Consider the following 18,917-nt stretch of genomic DNA (forward strand, 5'->3'; position numbering starts at 1 on the left):
ACCACGTCAAGGCCGGCGAGGTGACCCGCGGTGAGTGACGAGCCGGTGGTCGAGCCTGTGGTCGAGCCGGTGGTCGAGCCTGTCGAGACCACCGCCGCAGGCGGTGAGGAAGAGGAACCCGAGAAGCGCCCCGACGGCCTCGATCTCGCCCGCTCCCTGACCCGGGCCACGGCCAAGATGCCCGCGCCCAAGGCAGGCATGCGGAAGAAGCGGCGTACGCCGGACGGAGCCACGCGACGGGGCATGGTCTCCGGAGCCCGCCCCGACGACCGCGACCCGCAGCTCATCGACTCCGTGGTCAGCCGGATGGTCAACGACCATGGCTGGGACACCTCGCTGCGGGTCCACGGTGTGATGGCCCGCTGGCCCGACATCGTCGGCGAGGAGATCGCCGACCACACCACCCCGGAGTCGTACGCCGACGGCAAGCTGTCAGTACGTACCGACTCGACCGCCTGGGCGACCCAGCTCAAGCTGCTCGCGCCCAATTTGGTGAAGCGGCTCAATGAGGAGCTCGGCCACGGCACCGTCCTCGTGATCGAGGTCCTCGGGCCGCATCTTCCCTCCTGGAAGAAGGGCCCCCGCGGCCTCCGGGACGGCCGCGGGCCACGCGACACCTACGGCTGAGAAGGCGTCCTGAGCGAGGCCATGAACAGGTGTTCGAGGCGTATCTCCTGAGCCGCGATCTGCCGCTCCAACGGGCTCTTGGACGTATAGGGACTCACCCAGGCCCCTGCTGAGGGCGCAGAGACACCGTCAGGAGACGCACAGACGCCCATTTCCGTCACAGTTCCCCCTCAGGAAAGCCCGCGTGCGTGGAATCCGGGGTTCTACGGGGTAACATAGGGGTTGGGTCGATCGTCCTAGGTTTCAGTTCCCCGGCGCAGGTCGGCCCGTTGCATGCCCGACCGACACCACGTCCGATTCCGGACCGAAATGACAGGTGGATCGCACCGGTGACCGCTGCCGACCAGACGACTCCCATGCCGGACGACCAGACCGCAGACGGAGTCGAGTACGACGCGTCTGCCATCCAGGTTCTCGAAGGACTCGAAGCGGTCCGCAAACGACCGGGTATGTACATCGGCTCGACGGGATCCCGGGGTCTCCACCACCTCATCTGGGAGATCGTGGACAACGCGGTCGACGAGGCGCTCGCCGGCTACTGCGACACCATCAAGGTGACGCTGCGCGAGGACGGCTGGGTGAGCGTCTCCGACAACGGCCGCGGCATCCCGACCGACACCGCGCCCGGACAGGAGATCCCCGCTGCGACCCTGGCGCTGACCGTGCTGCACGCCGGCGGCAAGTTCGGCGGTGGCGGCTACAAGGTCTCCGGTGGTCTGCACGGCGTCGGCTCCTCCGTGGTGAACGCCCTCTCGACCAACCTCCACATGGAGATCAAGAACCGCGGACGCCTGTGGGAGCAGGAGTTCACCCGCGGCGTACCAGACTACGACCTGCGCGAGGTCCGCGAGCTCGAGGAGGGTGAGCGCACCGGCACCACGATCTCGTGGAACGCCTCCGCCGAGATCTTCGAGTCGACCGACTACAACCTCGAGACCATCTCGAGCCACTTCCGCGAGACCGCGTTCCTCAACAAGGGGCTGCGGATCGAGCTGCGCGACGAGCGTCCGCAGGCCTCCGCGATCGCCGAGGCCGTCGAGGACGGCACGGTCGAGCAGGACACCGACGGTGCCGACGAGCTGCACAGCTCCGGCAACGGCGAGCGGGTGCTGGAGCAGTCCTTCTTCTACGAGCGCGGCCTGGCCGACTATGTCGACCACCTCAACAAGCGCAAGACCCCGGTCTCCAGCATCATCGCCTTCGAGGCCGAGACCGACGACAAGGCGCCCAACCCGATGAGCGTCGAGATCGCGATGCAGTGGCAGGCCTCGTCCTACAACGAGTCGGTCCACACCTTCGCCAACACGGTCAACACCCCCGGCGGCGGCACCCACGAGGAAGGGTTCCGCGCCGCGCTCACCACCCTGATCAACCGTTGGGGCGAGGAGTGGGGTCTGATCAAGAAGAAGGAGGACCGGCTCACCGGTGACGACATCCGGGAGGGTCTCACCGCGATCATCTCGGTGAAGATCAGCGAGCCGCAGTTCGAGGGCCAGACCAAGGACAAGCTCGGCAACACCGAGGTCAAGGGCTTCGTGCAGGGCGCGGTCAACGACCAGCTCGGTGCCTGGCTGGAGCAGAACCCGGCCGAGGGCAAGGAGATCATCCGCAAGTCGATGGCCGCGGCCTCGGCCCGGATCGCCGCCCGCAAGGCCCGCGACCTCGCCCGCAACCGCAAGGGCATCGGCGGTGGTGGCGGTCTGCCCGGCAAGCTCGCCGACTGCCAGTCGACCAACCCCGAAGAGTGCGAGATCTTCATCGTCGAGGGTGACTCCGCGGGTGGCTCGGCCAAGTCCGGCCGCGACCCACGCATCCAGGCGATCCTCCCGATCCGAGGCAAGATCCTCAACGTCGAGAAGGCCCGCATCGACAAGGTGCTCGCCAACCAGGAGGTGCAGTCGATCATCTCCGCGCTGGGCACCGGCGTGCACGACGACTTCGACATCAACCGGCTGCGCTACCACAAGATCGTGATGATGGCCGACGCCGACGTCGACGGTCACCACATCAACACGCTGCTGCTGACGCTGCTGTTCCGGTTCATGAAGCCGCTGATCGAGCAGGGCTACGTCTACCTTGCCCAGCCGCCGCTCTACCGCCTCCGCTGGAACAAGCCCGCCGAGCACGAGTTCGTCTACTCCGATGCCGAGCGGGACGCGCTCATGCGCGACGGTCTGGAGCAGGGCAAGAAGCTCCCCAAGGAGAACCCGGTCCAGCGCTACAAGGGTCTGGGCGAGATGAACGCCGACGAGCTGTGGGAGACCACGATGGACCCCTCGCAGCGACTGCTGCTGCAGGTCACGCTCGAGGACGCCGCCCACGCCGACGAGATCTTCTCCATCCTCATGGGTGAGGACGTCGCCGAACGGCGCTCCTTCATCCAGCGCAACGCCAAGGACGTCCGATTCCTCGATATCTGAGTCTCGCCGAGGCCGTAGATACCGATAGACGCACGCAGAAAGTGAAATCGTGACCGAGACTCCTCCGGAAGGCCCCGGGCAGACCGCTGCCGGCGGCCGGATCGAGACCGTCGAGCTGCAGTCCTCGATGCAGGCCAGCTACATCGACTACGCGATGGCCGTCATCGTCGGCCGAGCGCTGCCCGACGTACGCGACGGCCTCAAGCCCGTCCACCGGCGGGTGCTCTACGCGATGTACGACGGTGGCTACCGCCCCGACCGCGGGTTCTCCAAGTGCGCCCGCGTCGTCGGTGAGGTGATGGGTAACTACCACCCCCACGGCGACTCGGCGATCTACGACACCCTGGTCCGCCTGGCGCAGCCGTGGGTGCTGCGCTACCCGCTGATCCACGGCCAGGGCAACTTCGGCTCGCCCGGTAACGACCCGGCCGCGGCCATGCGTTACACCGAGTGCCGGATGGCGCCGCTGGCCCTGGAGATGGTCCGCGATATCACCGAGGACACCGTCGACTTCGGGCCCAACTACGACGGCCGTTCCCAGGAGCCGTCGATCCTGCCGTCGCGGTTCCCCAACCTGTTGGTCAACGGCTCCGCCGGCATCGCGGTCGGCATGGCGACCAACATCCCGCCGCACAACCTGCGGGAGGTCGCCGCCGGCGCGAAGTGGGCGCTCGAGCACCCCGACGCCACCCGTGAGGAGCTCCAGGACGCGCTGATCGAGCGGGTCAAGGGCCCCGACTTCCCCAACGGCGCGCTGATCGTCGGCCGCGAGGGCATCGAGCAGGCCTACCGCACCGGCCGCGGCTCGATCACCCAGCGTGCGGTGATCGACGTCGACGAGGACAACAAGGGCCGCACCACCCTGGTCATCACCGAGCTCCCCTACATGGTGAACCCGGACAACCTCGCCCAGAAGATCGCCGACCTGGCTGACACCGGCAAGGTCCAGGGCATCGCGGACGTCAAGGACAACACCTCCTCCCGCACCGGGCAGCAGCTCGTGGTCGTGCTCAAGCGCGACGCGGTCGCCCGGGTCGTACTCAACAACCTGCTCAAGCACACCGAGCTGCAGACCAACTTCTCCGCCAACATGCTGGCGCTGGTCGACGGTGTGCCCCGCACCCTGAGCATCGACCAGTTCATCTCCAACTGGGTCGAGCACCAGATCGACGTCATCCGGAGGCGTACGGCCTTCCGACTGCGCAAGGCAGAGGAGGACGCCCACATCTGGCGCGGCCTCGTCAAGGCGCTCGACCAGCTCGACGCGGTCATCGCGCTGATCCGCTCCTCCCCCGAGGTCGACGATGCCCGTCAGGGCCTGATCCAGCTCCTCGAGATCGACGAGATCCAGGCCAACGCGATCCTCGACATGCAGCTGCGCCGCCTCGCCGCGCTGGAGCGGCAGAAGATCATCGACCGGCTCGCCGAGCTCGAGCGGATCATCGCCGACCTCGAGGACATCCTCGCCAACGTCACCCGCCAGCGTGCGATCGTCGGTGAGGAGCTCGACGAGATCGTCGCGAAGTACGGCGACGACCGGCGCACCCAGATCATCGCCGCCGACGGCGACCTCTCCATGGAGGACCTCATCCCCGATGAGGAGCTGGTCGTCTCGATCACCCGCGGCGGCTACGCCAAGCGCACCCTCGCCAACGAGTACCGCACCCAGAAGCGCGGTGGAAAGGGCGTACGCGGCGCCACCCTGCGCGGCGACGACGTGGTCGAGCACTTCATCTCGACCACCAACCACCACTGGCTGCTCTTCTTCACCACGGCCGGCCGGGTCTACCGGATCAAGGCCTACAACCTGCCCGAGGCAGCGCGTGACGCCAAGGGCGGTCACGTCGCCGGGCTGCTCTCGTTCCAGCCGGACGAGTCGATCGCCCAGGTGCTCGCGATCCGCGACTACGAGCAGGCGCCCTACCTCGTGCTGGCGACTCGCTCCGGTCTGATCAAGAAGACCCGCCTCGGCGACTACAACTCGCCGCGTCAGGCCGGCGTCATCGCGATCAACTTCCGCGAGGACGACGACGAGCTGATCGGGGCCGAGCTGGTCAACTCCGAGGACGACATCCTGCTGGTCTCCCGCAAGGGCCAGGCGATCCGGTTCCGAGCCGACGACAACCAGCTGCGGCCGATGGGCCGGGCGACCTCGGGCGTCACCGGCATGAAGTTCCGGGAGAACGACTCGCTGCTGTCGATGTCGGTCATCCGCGCCGAGCATGTCGCCGCCGAGATCGCGGCCGGGCTCTCCGAGGCCAACGAGGACACCGCAGACGTCGCCGCTCCTGTCTCCGGCGCGGAGTCGCCCGACGAGGTCAAGGAGCAGTTCGTCTTCACGATCACCGACGGCGGCTTCGCGAAGCGTACGAAGATCTCCGAATACCGGCTCCAGTCCCGCGGCGGCCTCGGCATCAAGACGATGGCCCTGGCCAACGCCGACCGCGGCGGTCTGGTCGGTGCGTTCATCGTGGTCGACGGCGACGAGGTCCTCTCGATCACCGCGTCCGGCCAGGTCGTACGCAGCCCGATCAACTCGGACTTCCGAGCCACCGGTCGCTCCACCCAGGGCGTCAAGTTCGTCTCGCCCAAGAAGGGTGACTCGGTTGCCGTCGTGGCCCGTTCCGTCGAGGCCCGCGAGGTCGACGAAGACGTCGTCCCCGGGACAGAGGTTGCGGATGATGTAACAATCGGTGGAGACGGTGAGCCCGGAACGCCGTCCGAGACGACTACGGAAGATGAATCCTGATGACGGACCGCACCGCCGACAGCACGACTGGGGGAGTCGCGATGACCGAGCGGAACGAGACCGCAGCACAGCCGGTGACCCAGCGGATCACCGACACGGTGGCCAACGCCGCCAGTGAGTTCAAGCGTACGACCTCGGCAGCCGCCTCCGCCGTGGCCTCGACCGCCCGCACCTCCGGCCCGGCCGGCGCGGAGCGGGCCGCCGCCGGCGGGTCGGCGCGCCGGGCGCGGCTGAGCCTGAGCCGGATCGACCCGTGGTCGGTCATGAAGATGTCCTTCCTGCTCTCGATCGCGCTCAGCGTCGTGGTGATCGTCGCCGTCTTCGTCATCTGGTCGGTGCTCGGCGCCGCCGGTGTCTGGGACGCGATCAACCAGGCGGTGCAGGACGTCGTCGGTGACTCCAGCGCCGGCTGGAACGTGCAGGACTACATCGGCCTCGCCCGCGTCATGGGCTTCACCATGGTCGTCTCGGTGGTCAACATCGTCCTGATGACCGCCGTCGCCACCCTCGCCGCGTTCCTCTACAACATGGCCGCGGCGCTCCTCGGCGGCGTCGAGGTCGAGCTCACCGAGAACTGAGCCGCACCCGCTTCTCTCAACCTGGGGAGGGCTGTCCGAACATGGTTCGGATGGCCCTCCCCAGGTTCATCTGTTCAGTGACCGATCCCAATTGCGCGAGATCGTCCAACGAGCGGTCCGAACCAGGTTCGGACTGACCTCCCCAGGCTGGGTAGGGTGCCACCGTTTTGGTTCCACGGGCGGCGGCCGGGTAGTGTTTCCTCTCGCCTGCTGGTGGGGCTTCCACCCCCGGTTGGCACCTGCGCTTATAGCTCAGACGGTTAGAGCACCACACTGATAATGTGGGGGTCGGAGGTTCAAGTCCTCCTAAGCGCACAGCAGTTTCACCAGGTCAGAGGCTCCCGTCGGGGGCCTCGACTTCGTTTTCGGGGCCTCGCCTTCGTCAAACCTGCGCTACGAGCGCTGTTGGGGTTCTTTGTGCCGAATCCACTGACGGATACCTGCAGGGGTGTTTCAATTCAGGCGTGCTGCACGTCGCAGCGTGCCTCGACTTCGAAAGAAGACCCCATGCCCCGCAAGTTCACGCTTGCTGCCGCCGCCCTCGCGCTCGGCGCAGCGTCTCTGTCCTTTGGTGGTTCCGCGCAGGCTGCGACCACCCCATCTGTCAATGTCACAAGCGCCTGCCAAGGCGGCGCCGGCGTCATCACCGTCGGCGCCCGGCGCTCGCCCACCGGCGGCACCGTCGGAACGACCGTGATTCGTGACGTGAAGAGGCCCAACTGGTCCGGATTCACGATGGTCGGCAACAGCGAGCCGTCCGATCCGTCGACTGAGCCAGCGATGCTCCACCCGGTCGACGGCGTCGTACGCGACACCACGAAGTCCACCCTCGCCTGGCCGAAGCCGGTCATGGGCATGTACTTCTCGGGCGACTACTCGGTCTTCTGCGTCGGACGTGTCGACCAGAACCCCTACCGAGTCATCGGCATGGGCCCGACCTCCCAGATCACCGTACGCCGCGACTCCGGCATTGTCCGGGTCGAGGGCGAGGCGAACAGGCTCGGCAAGTACCGCCTCACCGTACGCCTGTGGACTCCGGCCGGCTTCCAGGAGAAGTCGAAGGTCGTCAACGTGGGCGTTGACACGAACATCGGCGAGTTCCGGCACCGCTTCACCGGATTCCAGCGGACCAACAAGTTCACCAAGGCCGTACTGATCGCAAAGAACATCCGAAGCGGCAAGACCACCACGGTCACATTGCGGCGCACGTTCTGATCCTCGATACTGCGGCGGGCGGAGCGCTCTTCCGTGTGTCTAGAGGCGGCTGGACGCGTCGTGGTCGTGGGTCGGGACGACGCGCATCAGATGACGCGCCAGGTGCAGGCGGTGAAGGGTGGCGAAGGCGGCGTCGCGGTCCTCGTCGACGAGGTCGCCGGGGAAGGCCGGCTTCTGCCTGATCAGGTCGACCTGGTCGTAGTGCCAGGCGGCATCGCCGGCGATGAGGATCCAGCCCGATGAGGTGCGGGCAAGGACGCCGACGCTGCCGGGGGTGTGGCCGGCGAGCTCGACCAGCAGGACGGAGCTGTCGCCGAACAGGTCGTGGGAGGCGCTGAAGGTGGCGACGGGCGGGCCGTCGAGGTCGTACGTCTCCACCGGCCGCCCATCGGTCAGGGCCGTGCGCACTCCCCCGACCGGGGGCCGGCCCGGGCCGAGGATCCAGTCGCGCTCGGTGGTCCGCATGCGTACCGGCAGACCGGGCAGGTCCAGGAGGCCGCAGACGTGGTCCCAGTGAGCGTGGGTGGGAAGGGCGAAGTCGGGCTGGATGTCAGCGGTCCGCAGCGAGTCGACGGTGGGAACGGTGTCCGACGGCGGCGTCACGAGCCGGCGCAGCATGGTGGGAAGCTCGCCCAGGGCGCGATCAGGGGCGTCGCGGCAGTAGGACGGGTCGACGACGAAGGTCGCCTCGGGATGCGTGATGACGAAGCAGGTCATCGCGTTGCGTACGCGTCGAAGGAGGCCTGCACCTTCGATGAGGCCGCCGGCGGGCAGCGTGCGCGCCACCTGCGGCATGGTGCGTACGGTCACCGTGCGGTCGCCCTGGGGCAGGCCGGCGTCGGTGATCGAGGCGAGGAGGCGCTCGTCGGGGCGCCGCGGGCGAAGCAGACCTCGGCCGAATCCGGCCAGGGCACCGGCCAGCTCGCGAGGAGTCGGCGTGGCTGGAGAGTCCATGGGATCGCTCGTCACACCAGGAACGTATCGGCCCAGGGTCCGTGCGCCATCCGACCACGGTAGGAACCGCGTGCGAACATCACCATCATGACGAAGATCGACCTTCCGTTCGACCTCGACTCCATCCCGGGACGTACCCGCCGATGGGTCAGGGGAGGGATGCGGCGCACCGAAAAATGGGGGCAGCGGCTCGGTGGGCGTGTCGGCCCGCTCATCCCCAACACCCTGGCCACCGGTGGCACGGATGACTGGACGCCGCAGGGTCTGGGGTACGGCCCCGAGGACAACGTGCTCGCCCAGAGCTACTACTCCCACGACAAGGGCTCGGCGATGGTGCTGGTCGATCTGAAGAGTGGGAAGTCCGTCGCCGAGGTGCTGCTGGTCGGCCACAAGGGCAAGGCCGGTCCCGGTCACGCCGGCGGGGTCGCGATCGACGGCGACGACGTCTGGGTCTCCAAGGGCGCCGGCGGCGGCACCGGCCGGCTCTACCGTTACTCGCTGTCGGCGATCCGGGAGTCGGCGAAGGCGGCCGAGGTCGAGCCGGTCGAGGCGCCGGTGAAGGTGGCGGCGGGTTCGTACTGCCGGATCCGTGGCAACCAGCTCTACGTGGGCGGCTTCGGCAACCAGACGCTGTTCGCCTACGAGAAGAGTGCCGGCGGTGAGTGGGACTTCTCCGAGCCGGCGCTCTCGACCACCACCCCACCGAAGGTCCAGGGCGTCGTCGTGCGCAACGCGGAGTACGTCTTCTCCTCCTCGTTCGGCCGCCACCGCCCCAGCACGATCTTCATCTGCGAGCGGAGGGCCGACGGCGGCGTCGGCGCGGTGCAGCGCAAGTACCGGTTCCCCAACATGGCCGAGGCGATCGTCGAGGTCTCGGGCGAGCTCATCACGACCTACGAGTCCGGCGCCTCCCCCTACAGCCGGCCCTCGGCGTACGGGTTCGGGCTCCTGACCGGCCGGATGTGGGCGAGCACGCACATGACCCTCACCCCCATCGACTCCCTCGGCCTGGCGCCCGATCCCGAGGCCGGTTGATTTCGTACGCCTCATGGCGGGCCGGTACGCTTTCCTGGTCTAACGGGCAGCGATGCCCACCACGACCCGCAGGAGAAGACATGAAGAAGCTCGTCCTCGTACTGCTGGCCGCGGCCGGCATCGTCCTCGCCAAGAAGAAGCTCGACCAGTCCAACCCCGAGAAGGGTCACTGGGCCGCGGCGACCGACAAGGTGAACTGACCGACGGACACCCGTCCGGGGCGTTGGCGCAATTGGTAGCGCACCTGCTTTGCAAGCAGGGGGTTAGGGGTTCGAGTCCCCTACGCTCCACCAACTCTGACCAGGCAAAACGCGAAAGCGAGTGAGCCAGAGTCGGCGGCCAGAGGGCCGAATCCTGACGAACTTCCTGACGTCGCGTCGTCGTCCTGATCCTCGGTGTCTTCGCCGGCGCCCGCGAGGGCTTAGTCCTCTACGCGGTGCCGAGAGTGCGATGCATCAAAATCAACGCAGTACGTAGACAGACAAACGTCCGACAGCGTTGATCAGCAAAGCGATCGCGGTCAGCCCGGTGATCGCCGTCCACAAGATTCTGTTGACCCATTCCAGGCCGCTGAGCGGAGCGTCGGCACTCACTTCTTTAGGCTGGCGGCGGCCGAACGAGAACGTACGCTCCGTCATCTCCATCAGTTGCCTGTTGTGTGGAACGCTCCACCGCCACCAGGCGTAGGAGAAGAGCCCGAGCAACGCCCCCGCTATGAACGTCGCAAGTATGTTCATGTGTCATCCTCATTCGCTTTGTCGGGGAAACTAGCGGGTAGGAGTCTCGCGCGGGGAGGAACGCAACCGCGGCGGTGACTGCGCAGCAAGCATGGGAAGCCTGGGATGACCCATCGATTCCCGACGAAGACCGTCTCCTCCGAGAGTTCATCGCCGCCCAGACTTCGCGGCGGTGCGGCCTGGCGCCGGTCCCCCTAAGTGCCGCGCAAATGAAGAAGAGCTCCACCAGAGAGAACGCAGGATGACCTGCGGTTTCGCTCGTTCATGACGAGATCAGGGCGGCGTACGCCGGGCGCAGCTCGTCGGCCTGGGCCATGACGCGCTGGACGACGACGGCAGGGGACTCCTCGGTCGGTGGTTCCGGCGCATCGAGGAGGCCGGCGAGCTGGTCGAGGCAGACGTGCCAGCCGACGGCGGTGTCGGTGTTGCCGATGGGGCCGCCCAGCCAGGTGGTGAAGGTGAGGCGGGTGCCTTCGTCGGTGGGCTCGAGGTCGAAGCGGAGCAGGTCGGTCAGGTCCGTACGATCGTCCATTCCCCAGGTGAACTCGAAGGTCCGGGGCGGGTCCCACACCCGCAGCTCGCCCTCGGACACGTAACTGTCCGGGTCGACCCCCATCTCCTCGATCGCTTCTGTGGTGCTCGCCAGCTCCAGGCCCTCGGGCCAGAACGGGAGGCTCAGCCGTGCCCCGGTGACACGCTCGCCGACGATGTCGGCCGGGAACCAGTGCCGCAGGCCGTCCGGCTCGGTCAGCGCCCGCCACACCTTCTCGGGCGGGTGGCGGAGCAGGCGTACGTAGCGAAGGCCCGTGCGCTCACCGTCTCTGAGCACCTCGCCCATGGGGCCGGTCGTCGCGGTCATCTCTCAGTCCTCCTCGTGGTCAGGGTCGTCGAGCTGGTCCAGGTGACGCTCGAGCGCATCCAGACGGTCGGCCCACATCCGGCGGTAGGGCGCCAGCCACTCCTCCAGCTCGCGGAGCCGCTCGGGGCGCAGCCGGTAATGGCGGCGCGGCCCGTCGATGCGTACGTGGACCAGCTCCGCCTCGCCCAGGGTCCGCAGGTGCTTGGACACGTTCGGCTGGGCGAGCCCAAGGGTCTCCACCAGCTCGCCCACCGCCATCTCGCGCTGGCAGAGCAGGTCGAGGATCTGCCGACGTGTCGGGTCGGCGATCACGCTGAAGACGTCTCGAGCGGGCACGCCTAAAACATGCCGCACTAGGAATATTCCTGTCAAGGCATGTGATCTCAGCGCACGACGAGCTGGTCGATGACGAGCCAGAGGGCGAAGATCGCGAACCCACCGGCCAGGATCCCCAGGCCAACGGAGGCGTACGCCCGGAGCGGCGCGGACGAGCGAACCCGTGACGGGGCGGGCCAGGGTGACGAGGGGATCGGTGGCTGAACCGGGGATGGTGTGCCGGGCGTGACCGGTCGATGATCGCCCGTCCCGAAGATGTCGTCCATGGTCGCGGGTCCGCCGCCGTCAGCGGGCGCGAGAGGTCCGTCGGGAAGCGGCGCGGGAGCGAACGTCGGCGTCGCACCGGTCAAGGTGCTCAGCTTCTCGGCCTCGGCGGCCAGGACAGCCTCCAGATGGACCCGCGCCGGATGGCCGTACGGGATGTCTTTGAGGATCTGGGTGTAGCGCTCGATCCGGGAGAGGAGGCGGGCCCGACGGCTGCCGTTCTGCAGACCCCAGGCGACGCAGGCGAGCACCACGGCGAAGAGTCCCGAGATGATCGCGGTGCCCATGCTTTGGAGCGTAGTGCTCCGGGGTGGTTCCCGCTATCAGACGGCGATCGCGATCAGCGCGACTGCGGGGAGTACGGACGAGGCGATCGTGCCCTTGATGCTGCCGCCGCGCGGTAGCCAGTAGCCGAGGGCGTCGGCGATGCCCATGAACAGCGAGGCGAGCAGCATGTAGATGCAGGCCACGACCACGACGACGACCCCCGTGGCCTGGTCGCCGAAGTTCACCATCCAGAGCCCGACGAGGGTGCCGACGCCGGCGAGGGCGTTGCGGGCGCCGATGCAGAACGACCACAGGTGGACGTTGCGGATGCCGTGCGGCTCGATCCCGAGGAATCGCTGGACCTCCGGGCGGTGGATGAAGAAGGCCTCGAGGGGGAAGACGGCGATGAGGATCAGGGCGGCGATTCCGGCACTGAGCTGCGCGACTGCGTTCATGGTGACCTGCTCGGGACGGGCCTCGTCGGGCGAGGCTGTTGAGATCGTGGAAGCAACACGCGTCCGGCGGCGCCCCGTGAACAGACGGTCGTCTGGACACCGGAAAGCGGTATGATAGTCAGTCTTACTGACCATATTGGCCAGGGTGCCGACGAGTGTCAAGGGAGTCCATGGACATCGCAACGCTCATGCTCATCGCCTACCGGGCGATGGACGAGCGGGTCATCTCCGCGATGCGGGACGCCGGCTACAACATCACCGTCGCTCAGGCGCGGATCGCCCAGAGGATCGCGGAGGACGGCTCGCGGCTGGTCGACCTGGCCGAGCAGGCCCAGGTCACCAAGCAGACGGCCAGCCTGCTCGTCGCCGCGCTGGAGCGGGAGGGGCTGGTCGAGCGGGTCCCCGACCCGACCGACGGGCGGGCGCGCCTGATCAGATTCACCGCCGACGGTCAGGCTGCCGCTGACTACGCGCGCGAGGTGGTGATGAGCGTCGAGCGAGAATGGAACGAACACCTCGGCCCGCGGCAGGCGACGGCACTCCGGGAGGCGCTCACATCGCTGCGTGAGCTCGTCGATCCGTACCGGTGAGGGTTCTGCGTACGATTTCCGAAAAGCCAGGCTGAGCGGGCAAATCTCTGGTAGTCGGGATACCGCACGGGAGATACATTCCCTAAACAGGTCCAGGCCGTTTGCGCAAGGGGCCTAATACCTATCGTCTCGTCATTTGGACCTATCACTCGTTTGAATTCCGTACGGCGGAACAAAGTGGTCTCGAACTTAGGAAACCCTTTGGTGCGGGTGCCAGAAAACGCTTCTGACGAAACCCCTCCACCACAAAGTCCGAAAGGTCAATGTTGTGGGCGCAGAGTCCGTCGTCACCCGGGTCGAGATGACCCCAGCCGAGTCCCAGGCCGCAGCCACGCTTGCGGAGTCGTTGCTCGCTCGATTCGGGGATCCGGTCTCCTCGGAGTTCCTCGAGACCGCCCCGTTCCTCGGTGGTGAGCTTCCGGACAGCGTCGCTCAGGCGATCCGCGCGTTCCGCTACGGCGATGCGACCGACGCTCTGGTGATCAGTGGTCTCCCGGTGACGGCCGGCCCGACTCCGCCGCACTGGAACCACCCTGACGCCCAGGCGCCGCACGCCGCCGACTTCTGGCTGGCGCTGATCATGGCCCAGCTCGGCGACGCCGTCTCCTGGTCCTCGCTGCAGGGTGGCCAGCTGGTCAACAACATCCTGCCGATCCAGAAGCAGGAGAGCCTGCAGACCGGCCACAGCAGCGACGTCGTGCTCGACCTGCACATCGAGGACGCTTTCAGCAACCTGCGCTGCGACCACCTCGGCCTGATCTCGCTGCGCAACGAGGACATGATCCCGACGACCGCGGTGGGGATCAGCTCCATCGACGTCACCGGCCCGGAGTACGCGCCGCTGTTCGAGCCCCGCTACGTGATCCGCCCCGACGACGAGCACCTGCGCAACCTCCGTGAGGCAGGCGTCAACGAGGGCGAGCTGCTCGCCGCGCCGACTGCGGTGCTCTCCGGCTCCCCGCAGGCTCCCGACGTCCGGCTCGACCCGCCCTACATGGAGGCGCTGCCGGGTGATGTCGAGGCCGACCGGGCGCTCCAGCTGCTCATCATGGAGCTCTCCGCGAACATCGAGGACGTCGCGCTCGCCCCGGGCGAGGTCCTCATCGTCGACAACCACCGTGCTCTGCACGGTCGCAAGCCGTTCAAGGCTCGCTACGACGGCACCGACCGTTGGCTCCGCCGCCTCACGACCGTCAAGGACCTGCGCCGCAGCCGGGTCGCTCGGTCGGAGGCCTCGTCGCGGATCATCGACCCGGTGCTCGAGCCTCTCCCCGCATCCCTTGAGCTCACAGGCGCTGGTCGCTGACGCTCGGGATCAAGGAGGCCGCAGGCAGTCTGCCTGCGGCCTCCATCTATTTCACGCCATCTCACCGGGACGGATGTACCGCATACCGTGACGGGGATCGGGAATACTCGGTGGCGTGAACGTGAGGCGATGGGGCATCGGGGTGTTGGCCGCGGGGCTGATGCTGGCGCTGGTCGGCTGCGGCGACGACAGCAAGCCGAAGAAGCCGGAGGCTGCGGCGACCGAGGACACCTACCCCGTGTACGCCGCCACGATGGACCCCGCCATGGCCGCCATGACGCTCGTGCCCGCCGACGCGACGACGCTGGCGGTGACCGACTACGACGAGGTGAAGTCGCTCTTCGGCCTCGACGACGTCACCAGCAGGTCCAACCCGGCGGACCAGGGCGACCTGTGGAGCCGGGCCGACAAGGGCGCGGCCCAGGTCAGCGGAGGCTTGCTGCGCGGGGTGGATCAGCGCCTGCGCGACACCTACCGGTGGGGCGCGGCCGATGTCGTCTGGGAGGCCAGGTTCGCCGGCGGAGGCAAGGAAGGATTCGTCATCAAGGTGGCCGACCGGGTCAAGCCCGGACAGGCGATCAAGGCGGGCGTCGGCCCGCTGAAGGGCGCGAAGTTTGACCCGAAGACCCACCTGATCACCAAGAACACCGCGGCCCCGGACGCCGAGAACTGGGCAGCGCAGGAGGCCTTGGTCGCGGTCGCCGGAGGCCCGGCCACCTCGACGTACGTCGTCAGGGGCTGCGCCGAGGGCGGGCCCAAGGAGAAGACCCGGCTGGCGCCGGTCCGGGCCTACTCGGTCGAGTTCGGTGGCGGGCTGGCCACGCTGCGACTCGGCGAGGACCGCGACGACCTGTTCCACCGGCTGCAGCTGGGTGATCGGGCGGATGCGTACAAGAAGGTGTTCACCAACGGTGTCGCGGACCCGTCGACGGGACGGATCGGTTTCCGGGTGACGAACCCGGTGACGGCGGCCACGCTGGTCACCAGCGAGCCCGTCCCATTCGCCGTCTGTGATTGAGGGGCCGTACTCTGGGAGTGCTATGGCCGCCCAGACCAGACCCCCGCGAAGCATCTTCTCCCCCAGGATGTGGGGCGCCCACGCGCTGATGGTGGTCTTCGTGACCGGCGCGGTGCTGCTCGGGGTCTGGCAGTACCAGTCGAGCCAGCAGGACAAGCAGGACCAGGTTGCCGAGCTGGTGCACGCGAAGCCGAAGGCGTTCACCGACCTGATCGGGCCCAACGACGCCTTCCCGTGGGAGCAGATCGGCCGCCCGGTGACCGTCTCCGGGATCTGGATGCCCGAGGAGACCATCTTCATCGACGGGATGGAGCGAGGCTCTCAGGTGGGCTTCTGGGCCGTCACGCCGGTGCTCGTCGAGGACACCGAGTCGGCCGTCTACGTCGTCCGCGGCTGGACGCCGGAGGTCGGCAGTGCACCACCCGCGCCGCGCGGCCACGTCACCGTCACCGGCTGGCTGCAGCCCAGCGACTGGACCAACGTCGCTGACGACCGCAAGTCCGACAACGTCTTCCCGCAGCTCGACATCTCCGACCTGATCTCGCGCACCAGCTACGACCTCTACAGCGCCTACATGGTGCGCTCGCCGGTCGAGGACGACTGGCCGGCCAGCTCGATGCCGGTCAACGACGGCTCCACCGATGTCGCCGACGTGCCCGCGCCGCAGCTGCCCGAGCCGGAGGCCACGACCGGGCTGCGCAACCTCCTCTACGCGATCGAGTGGTGGCTGTTCGGCGTCTTCGGGATCTACGTGTGGTGGCGCTATGTGCGCGACACCCTGCGCCCGCGGCCGGAGGACGAGGACGGGGACGGGGACGAGGACGGGGACGGGGACCGCAGCGACGAGGCCGACGAAGAAGACCCTGAGAAAACCACTCAGGCTCTGCGCGTACGCTCAGACGCGTGAACAAGCTGTTCGGCACCTACAAGGTGCTCGCGTACGTCGTCGGTGTGCTGCTGCTCGTCGGCACCATCTCCTCGCTGTTCAAGTACCTGCTCCCCGAGGGCAACGCCCTGCAGTCCTTCGGCGAGGCGATGACGCCCCTGTGGGTCGCGCACGGCTGGATCTTCATCGTCTACGTGATCGTCGCGTTCCTGCTCACCCAGAAGGCCCGCTGGACGATCCCCGAGTTCCTGCTGATGATGATCGCCGGCCTGATCCCGGGGCTGATCTTCTGGGTCGAGCGCCGTGTCGCCGACCGGATCGCTCCGAAGCTGGCTGACGCGGCCTCCTGACCTCGGGCCCGCGACCGACACTGTGGGAGGATCGAGGGGTTACATCCCGTACCAATCCCAATGTCGGAAGGGCAGGTCATGGCTGACCAGAAGGCCATCCTCCACACCAACCACGGTGACATCACGATCACCTTGTTCCCCAACCACGCTCCGGAGACGGTCGCCAACTTCGTCGGCCTCGCGACGGGGACCAAGGAGTACACGGACGACGCCGGCCGCTCCGGTGTCCCCTATTACGACGGTCTCGGCTTCCATCGCGTCATCGACGGGTTCATGATCCAGGGCGGTTGCCCCCTGGGGACCGGTACGGGCGGCCCGGGCTACACCTTCAAGGACGAGCCGCACCCCGAGCTCACCTTCGACAAGCCCTACCTGCTCGCGATGGCCAACGCCGGCCCCGGCACCAACGGCTCGCAGTTCTTCATCACCACCGGCCAGGCGCCGTGGCTGAACTTCAAGCACACCATCTTCGGCGAGGTCGCCGACGAGGCGTCGAAGAAGGCCGTCGACTCGATCTCCGGCACCAAGACCGGCGCGATGGACCGCCCGGTCGAGCCGGTCGTCATCGAGACGGTCGAGATCGTCGAGGGCTGATTGTCCGAGACGACCCCGGTCGGGGTGCCGGTCTGCTACCGCCACCCCGACCGTGAGACGCATATTCGCTGTCAGCGCTGCAGCCGCTCCATCTGCCCTGACTGCATGACGCCCGCCTCGGTCGGCTTCCAGTGCCCCGAGTGCGTGCGCGAGGGCCACAAGTCCGTACGTCAGCCCAAGCGTTTCACTGGGGCGCGGGTCGGTTTCCGCGCGCTCCCGGTGACCTACTCACTCATGGCCGTGAATGTCCTGGTCTGGTTGAGCATCATGGTCACCGGCGGCGCCAGCTCGAGGATCGCCGATTTCATCGCCATCCGTCTGCAGGGCTACTGCTTCACGCCGGACGGCGGGTTCGTGGTGCCCCAGAGCGTCTGCCGGGCGAGCGGCTACACCTGGATGCCCGGGGTCGACGACGGTGCCGTCTGGCAGGTGCTGACCTCGACGTTCACGCATGTCGCGATCCTCCACCTGGCCGTGAACATGTTCTCGCTCTACGTCCTCGGCTCGTTCCTCGAGCCGATCGTGGGCAGGCTGCGGTTCCTGGCCTTCTACCTGATCTCCGGGCTGGCGGGCTCGGCCCTGGTGGTCTGGGCGTCGGCTCCGGCGGGATCGACCGTCGGCGCCTCCGGCGCGATCTTCGGGCTGCTGGGTGTCCTGGTGGTGCTCTTCGTCCGGGCCGGACAGTCGCTCTCCCCGCTGCTGCCGATCCTGCTGATCAATGCGGCGATCACCTTCTTCGGCCCCGGCATCTCCTGGCAGGGGCACGTCGGTGGCTTCGTCGGCGGTCTCGTCGTCGCGGGCATCTTCACCTCGCTCCGGGCTGACCGGAAGGCGCCGTTGCAATGGGCTGCCCTCGGTGGCTTCACGTTGCTGTTGCTTGCCATGGTCAGCGTACGAATGGTGCTGTTCTGACGCCTTCGAAGTAGGTGTTTTCGGGGCGTTTTCACGGCGTGGACAAATCCACAGGTGTGGAAGACCCTGTGGAGAACTACACCCGTGTAACGCAAAGAGGCGCAACCCCAAGGGTTGCGCCTCTTTCGACGGTATATGGAGGGTTTTCACTCCCACTTCGTGGCGAAGGTGAAGCCCACCGCCATGAAGCCGATGCCGACCAGGAGGTTCTTCTGGCCCAGGTCGTTGAAGACCCAGATCTTGTCCAGGTGGTCGTTGGCGAAGACATAGAAGACGCAGATCCAGATCAGTCCGATCAGGAAGCAGCCGAGCATGCCGACCACGACGCCGCGGCCGCGGCCCAGCGGGGTCTTCGGGTGGGCGGCGACGGCCAGGCCCAGGAACAGCAGGACGAAGCCGATCAGGTAGTTCCACCCCTCGAGCTTCTGCACCGGCTTCGGCCCGGTGAAGTCGCCGCCGATCTCGTTGGGGCGGACTCCGATGTAGTAGTAGGCGATCCAGCCGATGCCGAGGGCGATCAGCAACAGGGCGATCCCGAAGCGCGGAGTGAAGATCGGGTCCTTGGGCAGGTCGAGATCACTCTTCTTCGAGAGCTTGAGCTTGGCCACGGGTGATGCTCCTCAGACAAATGTGATTGCTGCGCATACCCTAATGGTCGTGAGCTCCGGAACCCAGGCTAACCCCACCTCTAAACCAAAGCGCTGGTCCCGCGCCACCTCTTGGAGGGTCGGTACGCCCGTCGTGGTGCTGCTCTGTGGCGGCCTG

At 67.3% G+C, this 18,917-nt stretch carries 21 protein-coding genes and 2 tRNA genes; 16 read left to right on the forward strand and 7 right to left on the reverse strand.

Features of this window, described 5'->3' with window-relative positions; all coding sequences use genetic code 11:
- The first annotated feature begins 30 nt into the window (after positions 1-30).
- The 6 genes from ACFVJS_RS06030 to ACFVJS_RS06055 all read left to right on the forward strand — a co-directional run bounded on the left by ACFVJS_RS06030 (position 31) and on the right by ACFVJS_RS06055 (position 7,589).
- Entirely contained in the window at positions 31-627 is a 597-nt protein-coding gene (locus tag ACFVJS_RS06030) for a DUF721 domain-containing protein (protein ID WP_378877999.1), read from the forward strand.
- A 356-nt stretch (positions 628-983) separates the two neighbouring features.
- Complete coding sequence (gene gyrB, locus ACFVJS_RS06035; RefSeq protein WP_378878050.1) at positions 984-3,047, forward strand: DNA topoisomerase (ATP-hydrolyzing) subunit B; 2,064 nt, start codon at positions 984-986, stop codon at positions 3,045-3,047.
- A gap of 49 nt (positions 3,048-3,096) precedes the next feature.
- Entirely contained in the window at positions 3,097-5,796 is a 2,700-nt protein-coding gene (gene gyrA, locus ACFVJS_RS06040) for a DNA gyrase subunit A (protein WP_378878000.1), read from the forward strand.
- Complete coding sequence (locus tag ACFVJS_RS06045; RefSeq protein WP_378878002.1) at positions 5,796-6,374, forward strand: DUF3566 domain-containing protein; 579 nt, start codon at positions 5,796-5,798, stop codon at positions 6,372-6,374. Before gyrA ends, ACFVJS_RS06045 begins: the two co-directional genes overlap by 1 nt.
- A gap of 241 nt (positions 6,375-6,615) precedes the next feature.
- A tRNA-Ile gene (locus tag ACFVJS_RS06050) sits at positions 6,616-6,689 on the forward strand.
- Between the two features lie 192 nt (positions 6,690-6,881).
- Complete coding sequence (locus ACFVJS_RS06055) at positions 6,882-7,589, forward strand: hypothetical protein (RefSeq protein WP_378878004.1); 708 nt, start codon at positions 6,882-6,884, stop codon at positions 7,587-7,589.
- 39 nt (positions 7,590-7,628) lie between these two features.
- On the opposite strand, the gene ACFVJS_RS06060 is transcribed toward ACFVJS_RS06055, so the two are convergent.
- Positions 7,629-8,543: an MBL fold metallo-hydrolase gene (locus ACFVJS_RS06060; protein ID WP_378878005.1), complete on the reverse strand. Its 915-nt coding sequence runs from the start codon at positions 8,541-8,543 to the stop codon at positions 7,629-7,631.
- Between the two features lie 87 nt (positions 8,544-8,630).
- On the opposite strand from ACFVJS_RS06060, the gene ACFVJS_RS06065 reads away from it, so the two are divergent.
- From ACFVJS_RS06065 to ACFVJS_RS06075, 3 genes are all read left to right on the forward strand, one after another.
- Positions 8,631-9,578: a hypothetical protein gene (locus ACFVJS_RS06065; protein WP_378878007.1), complete on the forward strand. Its 948-nt coding sequence runs from the start codon at positions 8,631-8,633 to the stop codon at positions 9,576-9,578.
- A gap of 80 nt (positions 9,579-9,658) precedes the next feature.
- Entirely contained in the window at positions 9,659-9,778 is a 120-nt protein-coding gene (locus ACFVJS_RS06070) for a DLW-39 family protein (RefSeq protein WP_241248699.1), read from the forward strand.
- A gap of 17 nt (positions 9,779-9,795) precedes the next feature.
- A tRNA-Ala gene (locus tag ACFVJS_RS06075) sits at positions 9,796-9,871 on the forward strand.
- Positions 9,872-10,039: 168 nt separating this feature from the next.
- Here ACFVJS_RS06075 and ACFVJS_RS06080 read toward each other — a convergent pair.
- The 5 genes from ACFVJS_RS06080 to ACFVJS_RS06100 form a co-directional block, all read right to left on the reverse strand.
- The gene (locus tag ACFVJS_RS06080) at positions 10,040-10,315 is read right to left on the reverse strand and encodes a hypothetical protein (RefSeq protein WP_378878008.1); all 276 of its coding nucleotides are present in this window, start codon (positions 10,313-10,315) and stop codon (positions 10,040-10,042) included.
- A gap of 262 nt (positions 10,316-10,577) precedes the next feature.
- Positions 10,578-11,174, reverse strand: coding sequence for an SRPBCC domain-containing protein (locus tag ACFVJS_RS06085; protein WP_378878010.1), 597 nt, complete (start codon positions 11,172-11,174; stop codon positions 10,578-10,580).
- A 3-nt stretch (positions 11,175-11,177) separates the two neighbouring features.
- Positions 11,178-11,510, reverse strand: a complete 333-nt coding sequence (locus ACFVJS_RS06090; protein WP_378878012.1) for an ArsR/SmtB family transcription factor — start codon at positions 11,508-11,510, stop codon at positions 11,178-11,180.
- 47 nt (positions 11,511-11,557) lie between these two features.
- The gene (locus ACFVJS_RS06095; RefSeq protein WP_378878013.1) at positions 11,558-12,061 is read right to left on the reverse strand and encodes a hypothetical protein; all 504 of its coding nucleotides are present in this window, start codon (positions 12,059-12,061) and stop codon (positions 11,558-11,560) included.
- 36 nt (positions 12,062-12,097) lie between these two features.
- Complete coding sequence (locus ACFVJS_RS06100; protein ID WP_378878014.1) at positions 12,098-12,496, reverse strand: DUF1304 family protein; 399 nt, start codon at positions 12,494-12,496, stop codon at positions 12,098-12,100.
- 170 nt (positions 12,497-12,666) lie between these two features.
- Between ACFVJS_RS06100 and ACFVJS_RS06105 the strand changes: the two genes are divergently transcribed.
- The 7 genes from ACFVJS_RS06105 to ACFVJS_RS06135 all read left to right on the forward strand — a co-directional run bounded on the left by ACFVJS_RS06105 (position 12,667) and on the right by ACFVJS_RS06135 (position 18,152).
- On the forward strand, positions 12,667-13,086 hold the full coding sequence (locus ACFVJS_RS06105) for a MarR family winged helix-turn-helix transcriptional regulator (RefSeq protein WP_378878016.1): 420 nt from the start codon (positions 12,667-12,669) through the stop codon (positions 13,084-13,086).
- 268 nt (positions 13,087-13,354) lie between these two features.
- A complete protein-coding gene (locus ACFVJS_RS06110; RefSeq protein WP_378878017.1) occupies positions 13,355-14,392 on the forward strand; it encodes a TauD/TfdA family dioxygenase in 1,038 nt (345 codons plus the stop codon).
- A gap of 115 nt (positions 14,393-14,507) precedes the next feature.
- Positions 14,508-15,410, forward strand: a complete 903-nt coding sequence (locus ACFVJS_RS06115; protein WP_378878019.1) for a hypothetical protein — start codon at positions 14,508-14,510, stop codon at positions 15,408-15,410.
- Between the two features lie 22 nt (positions 15,411-15,432).
- Entirely contained in the window at positions 15,433-16,317 is an 885-nt protein-coding gene (locus tag ACFVJS_RS06120) for an SURF1 family protein (protein ID WP_378878020.1), read from the forward strand.
- Positions 16,314-16,646 (forward strand): DUF3817 domain-containing protein, encoded by a 333-nt coding sequence (locus ACFVJS_RS06125; RefSeq protein WP_378878021.1) that lies wholly within the window; start codon positions 16,314-16,316, stop codon positions 16,644-16,646. Before ACFVJS_RS06120 ends, ACFVJS_RS06125 begins: the two co-directional genes overlap by 4 nt.
- 78 nt (positions 16,647-16,724) lie before the next feature.
- A complete protein-coding gene (locus ACFVJS_RS06130; protein WP_008355625.1) occupies positions 16,725-17,240 on the forward strand; it encodes a peptidylprolyl isomerase in 516 nt (171 codons plus the stop codon).
- 105 nt (positions 17,241-17,345) lie between these two features.
- Positions 17,346-18,152: a rhomboid family intramembrane serine protease gene (locus tag ACFVJS_RS06135; RefSeq protein ID WP_378878022.1), complete on the forward strand. Its 807-nt coding sequence runs from the start codon at positions 17,346-17,348 to the stop codon at positions 18,150-18,152.
- Positions 18,153-18,298: 146 nt separating this feature from the next.
- On the opposite strand, the gene ACFVJS_RS06140 is transcribed toward ACFVJS_RS06135, so the two are convergent.
- On the reverse strand, positions 18,299-18,760 hold the full coding sequence (locus tag ACFVJS_RS06140; protein WP_378878023.1) for a cell division protein CrgA: 462 nt from the start codon (positions 18,758-18,760) through the stop codon (positions 18,299-18,301).
- Between the last annotated feature and the right edge of the window lie 157 nt (positions 18,761-18,917).

The sequence above is a fragment of the Nocardioides sp. NPDC057772 genome, from assembly GCF_042798075.1.
Lineage (GTDB): Bacteria > Actinomycetota > Actinomycetes > Propionibacteriales > Nocardioidaceae > Nocardioides.

Excerpts from the sequence above, each read along its gene's own strand:
- ACFVJS_RS06065 (WP_378878007.1), top strand. The coding sequence starts at position 8,631 with ATGACGAAGATCGACCTTCCGTTCGACCTCGACTCCATCCCGGGACGT.
- ACFVJS_RS06105 (WP_378878016.1), top strand. The coding sequence starts at position 12,667 with ATGGACATCGCAACGCTCATGCTCATCGCCTACCGGGCGATGGACGAG.
- ACFVJS_RS06100 (WP_378878014.1), bottom strand. The coding sequence starts at position 12,496 with ATGAACGCAGTCGCGCAGCTCAGTGCCGGAATCGCCGCCCTGATCCTC.
- ACFVJS_RS06130 (WP_008355625.1), top strand. The coding sequence starts at position 16,725 with ATGGCTGACCAGAAGGCCATCCTCCACACCAACCACGGTGACATCACG.
- ACFVJS_RS06045 (WP_378878002.1), top strand. The coding sequence starts at position 5,796 with ATGACGGACCGCACCGCCGACAGCACGACTGGGGGAGTCGCGATGACC.
- ACFVJS_RS06060 (WP_378878005.1), bottom strand. The coding sequence starts at position 8,543 with ATGGACTCTCCAGCCACGCCGACTCCTCGCGAGCTGGCCGGTGCCCTG.
- ACFVJS_RS06135 (WP_378878022.1), top strand. The coding sequence starts at position 17,346 with ATGACGCCCGCCTCGGTCGGCTTCCAGTGCCCCGAGTGCGTGCGCGAG.
- ACFVJS_RS06080 (WP_378878008.1), bottom strand. The coding sequence starts at position 10,315 with ATGAACATACTTGCGACGTTCATAGCGGGGGCGTTGCTCGGGCTCTTC.
- ACFVJS_RS06120 (WP_378878020.1), top strand. The coding sequence starts at position 15,433 with ATGGCCGCCCAGACCAGACCCCCGCGAAGCATCTTCTCCCCCAGGATG.
- ACFVJS_RS06095 (WP_378878013.1), bottom strand. The coding sequence starts at position 12,061 with ATGGGCACCGCGATCATCTCGGGACTCTTCGCCGTGGTGCTCGCCTGC.
- ACFVJS_RS06070 (WP_241248699.1), top strand. The coding sequence starts at position 9,659 with ATGAAGAAGCTCGTCCTCGTACTGCTGGCCGCGGCCGGCATCGTCCTC.
- ACFVJS_RS06055 (WP_378878004.1), top strand. The coding sequence starts at position 6,882 with ATGCCCCGCAAGTTCACGCTTGCTGCCGCCGCCCTCGCGCTCGGCGCA.
- ACFVJS_RS06085 (WP_378878010.1), bottom strand. The coding sequence starts at position 11,174 with ATGACCGCGACGACCGGCCCCATGGGCGAGGTGCTCAGAGACGGTGAG.
- gyrB (WP_378878050.1), top strand. The coding sequence starts at position 984 with ATGCCGGACGACCAGACCGCAGACGGAGTCGAGTACGACGCGTCTGCC.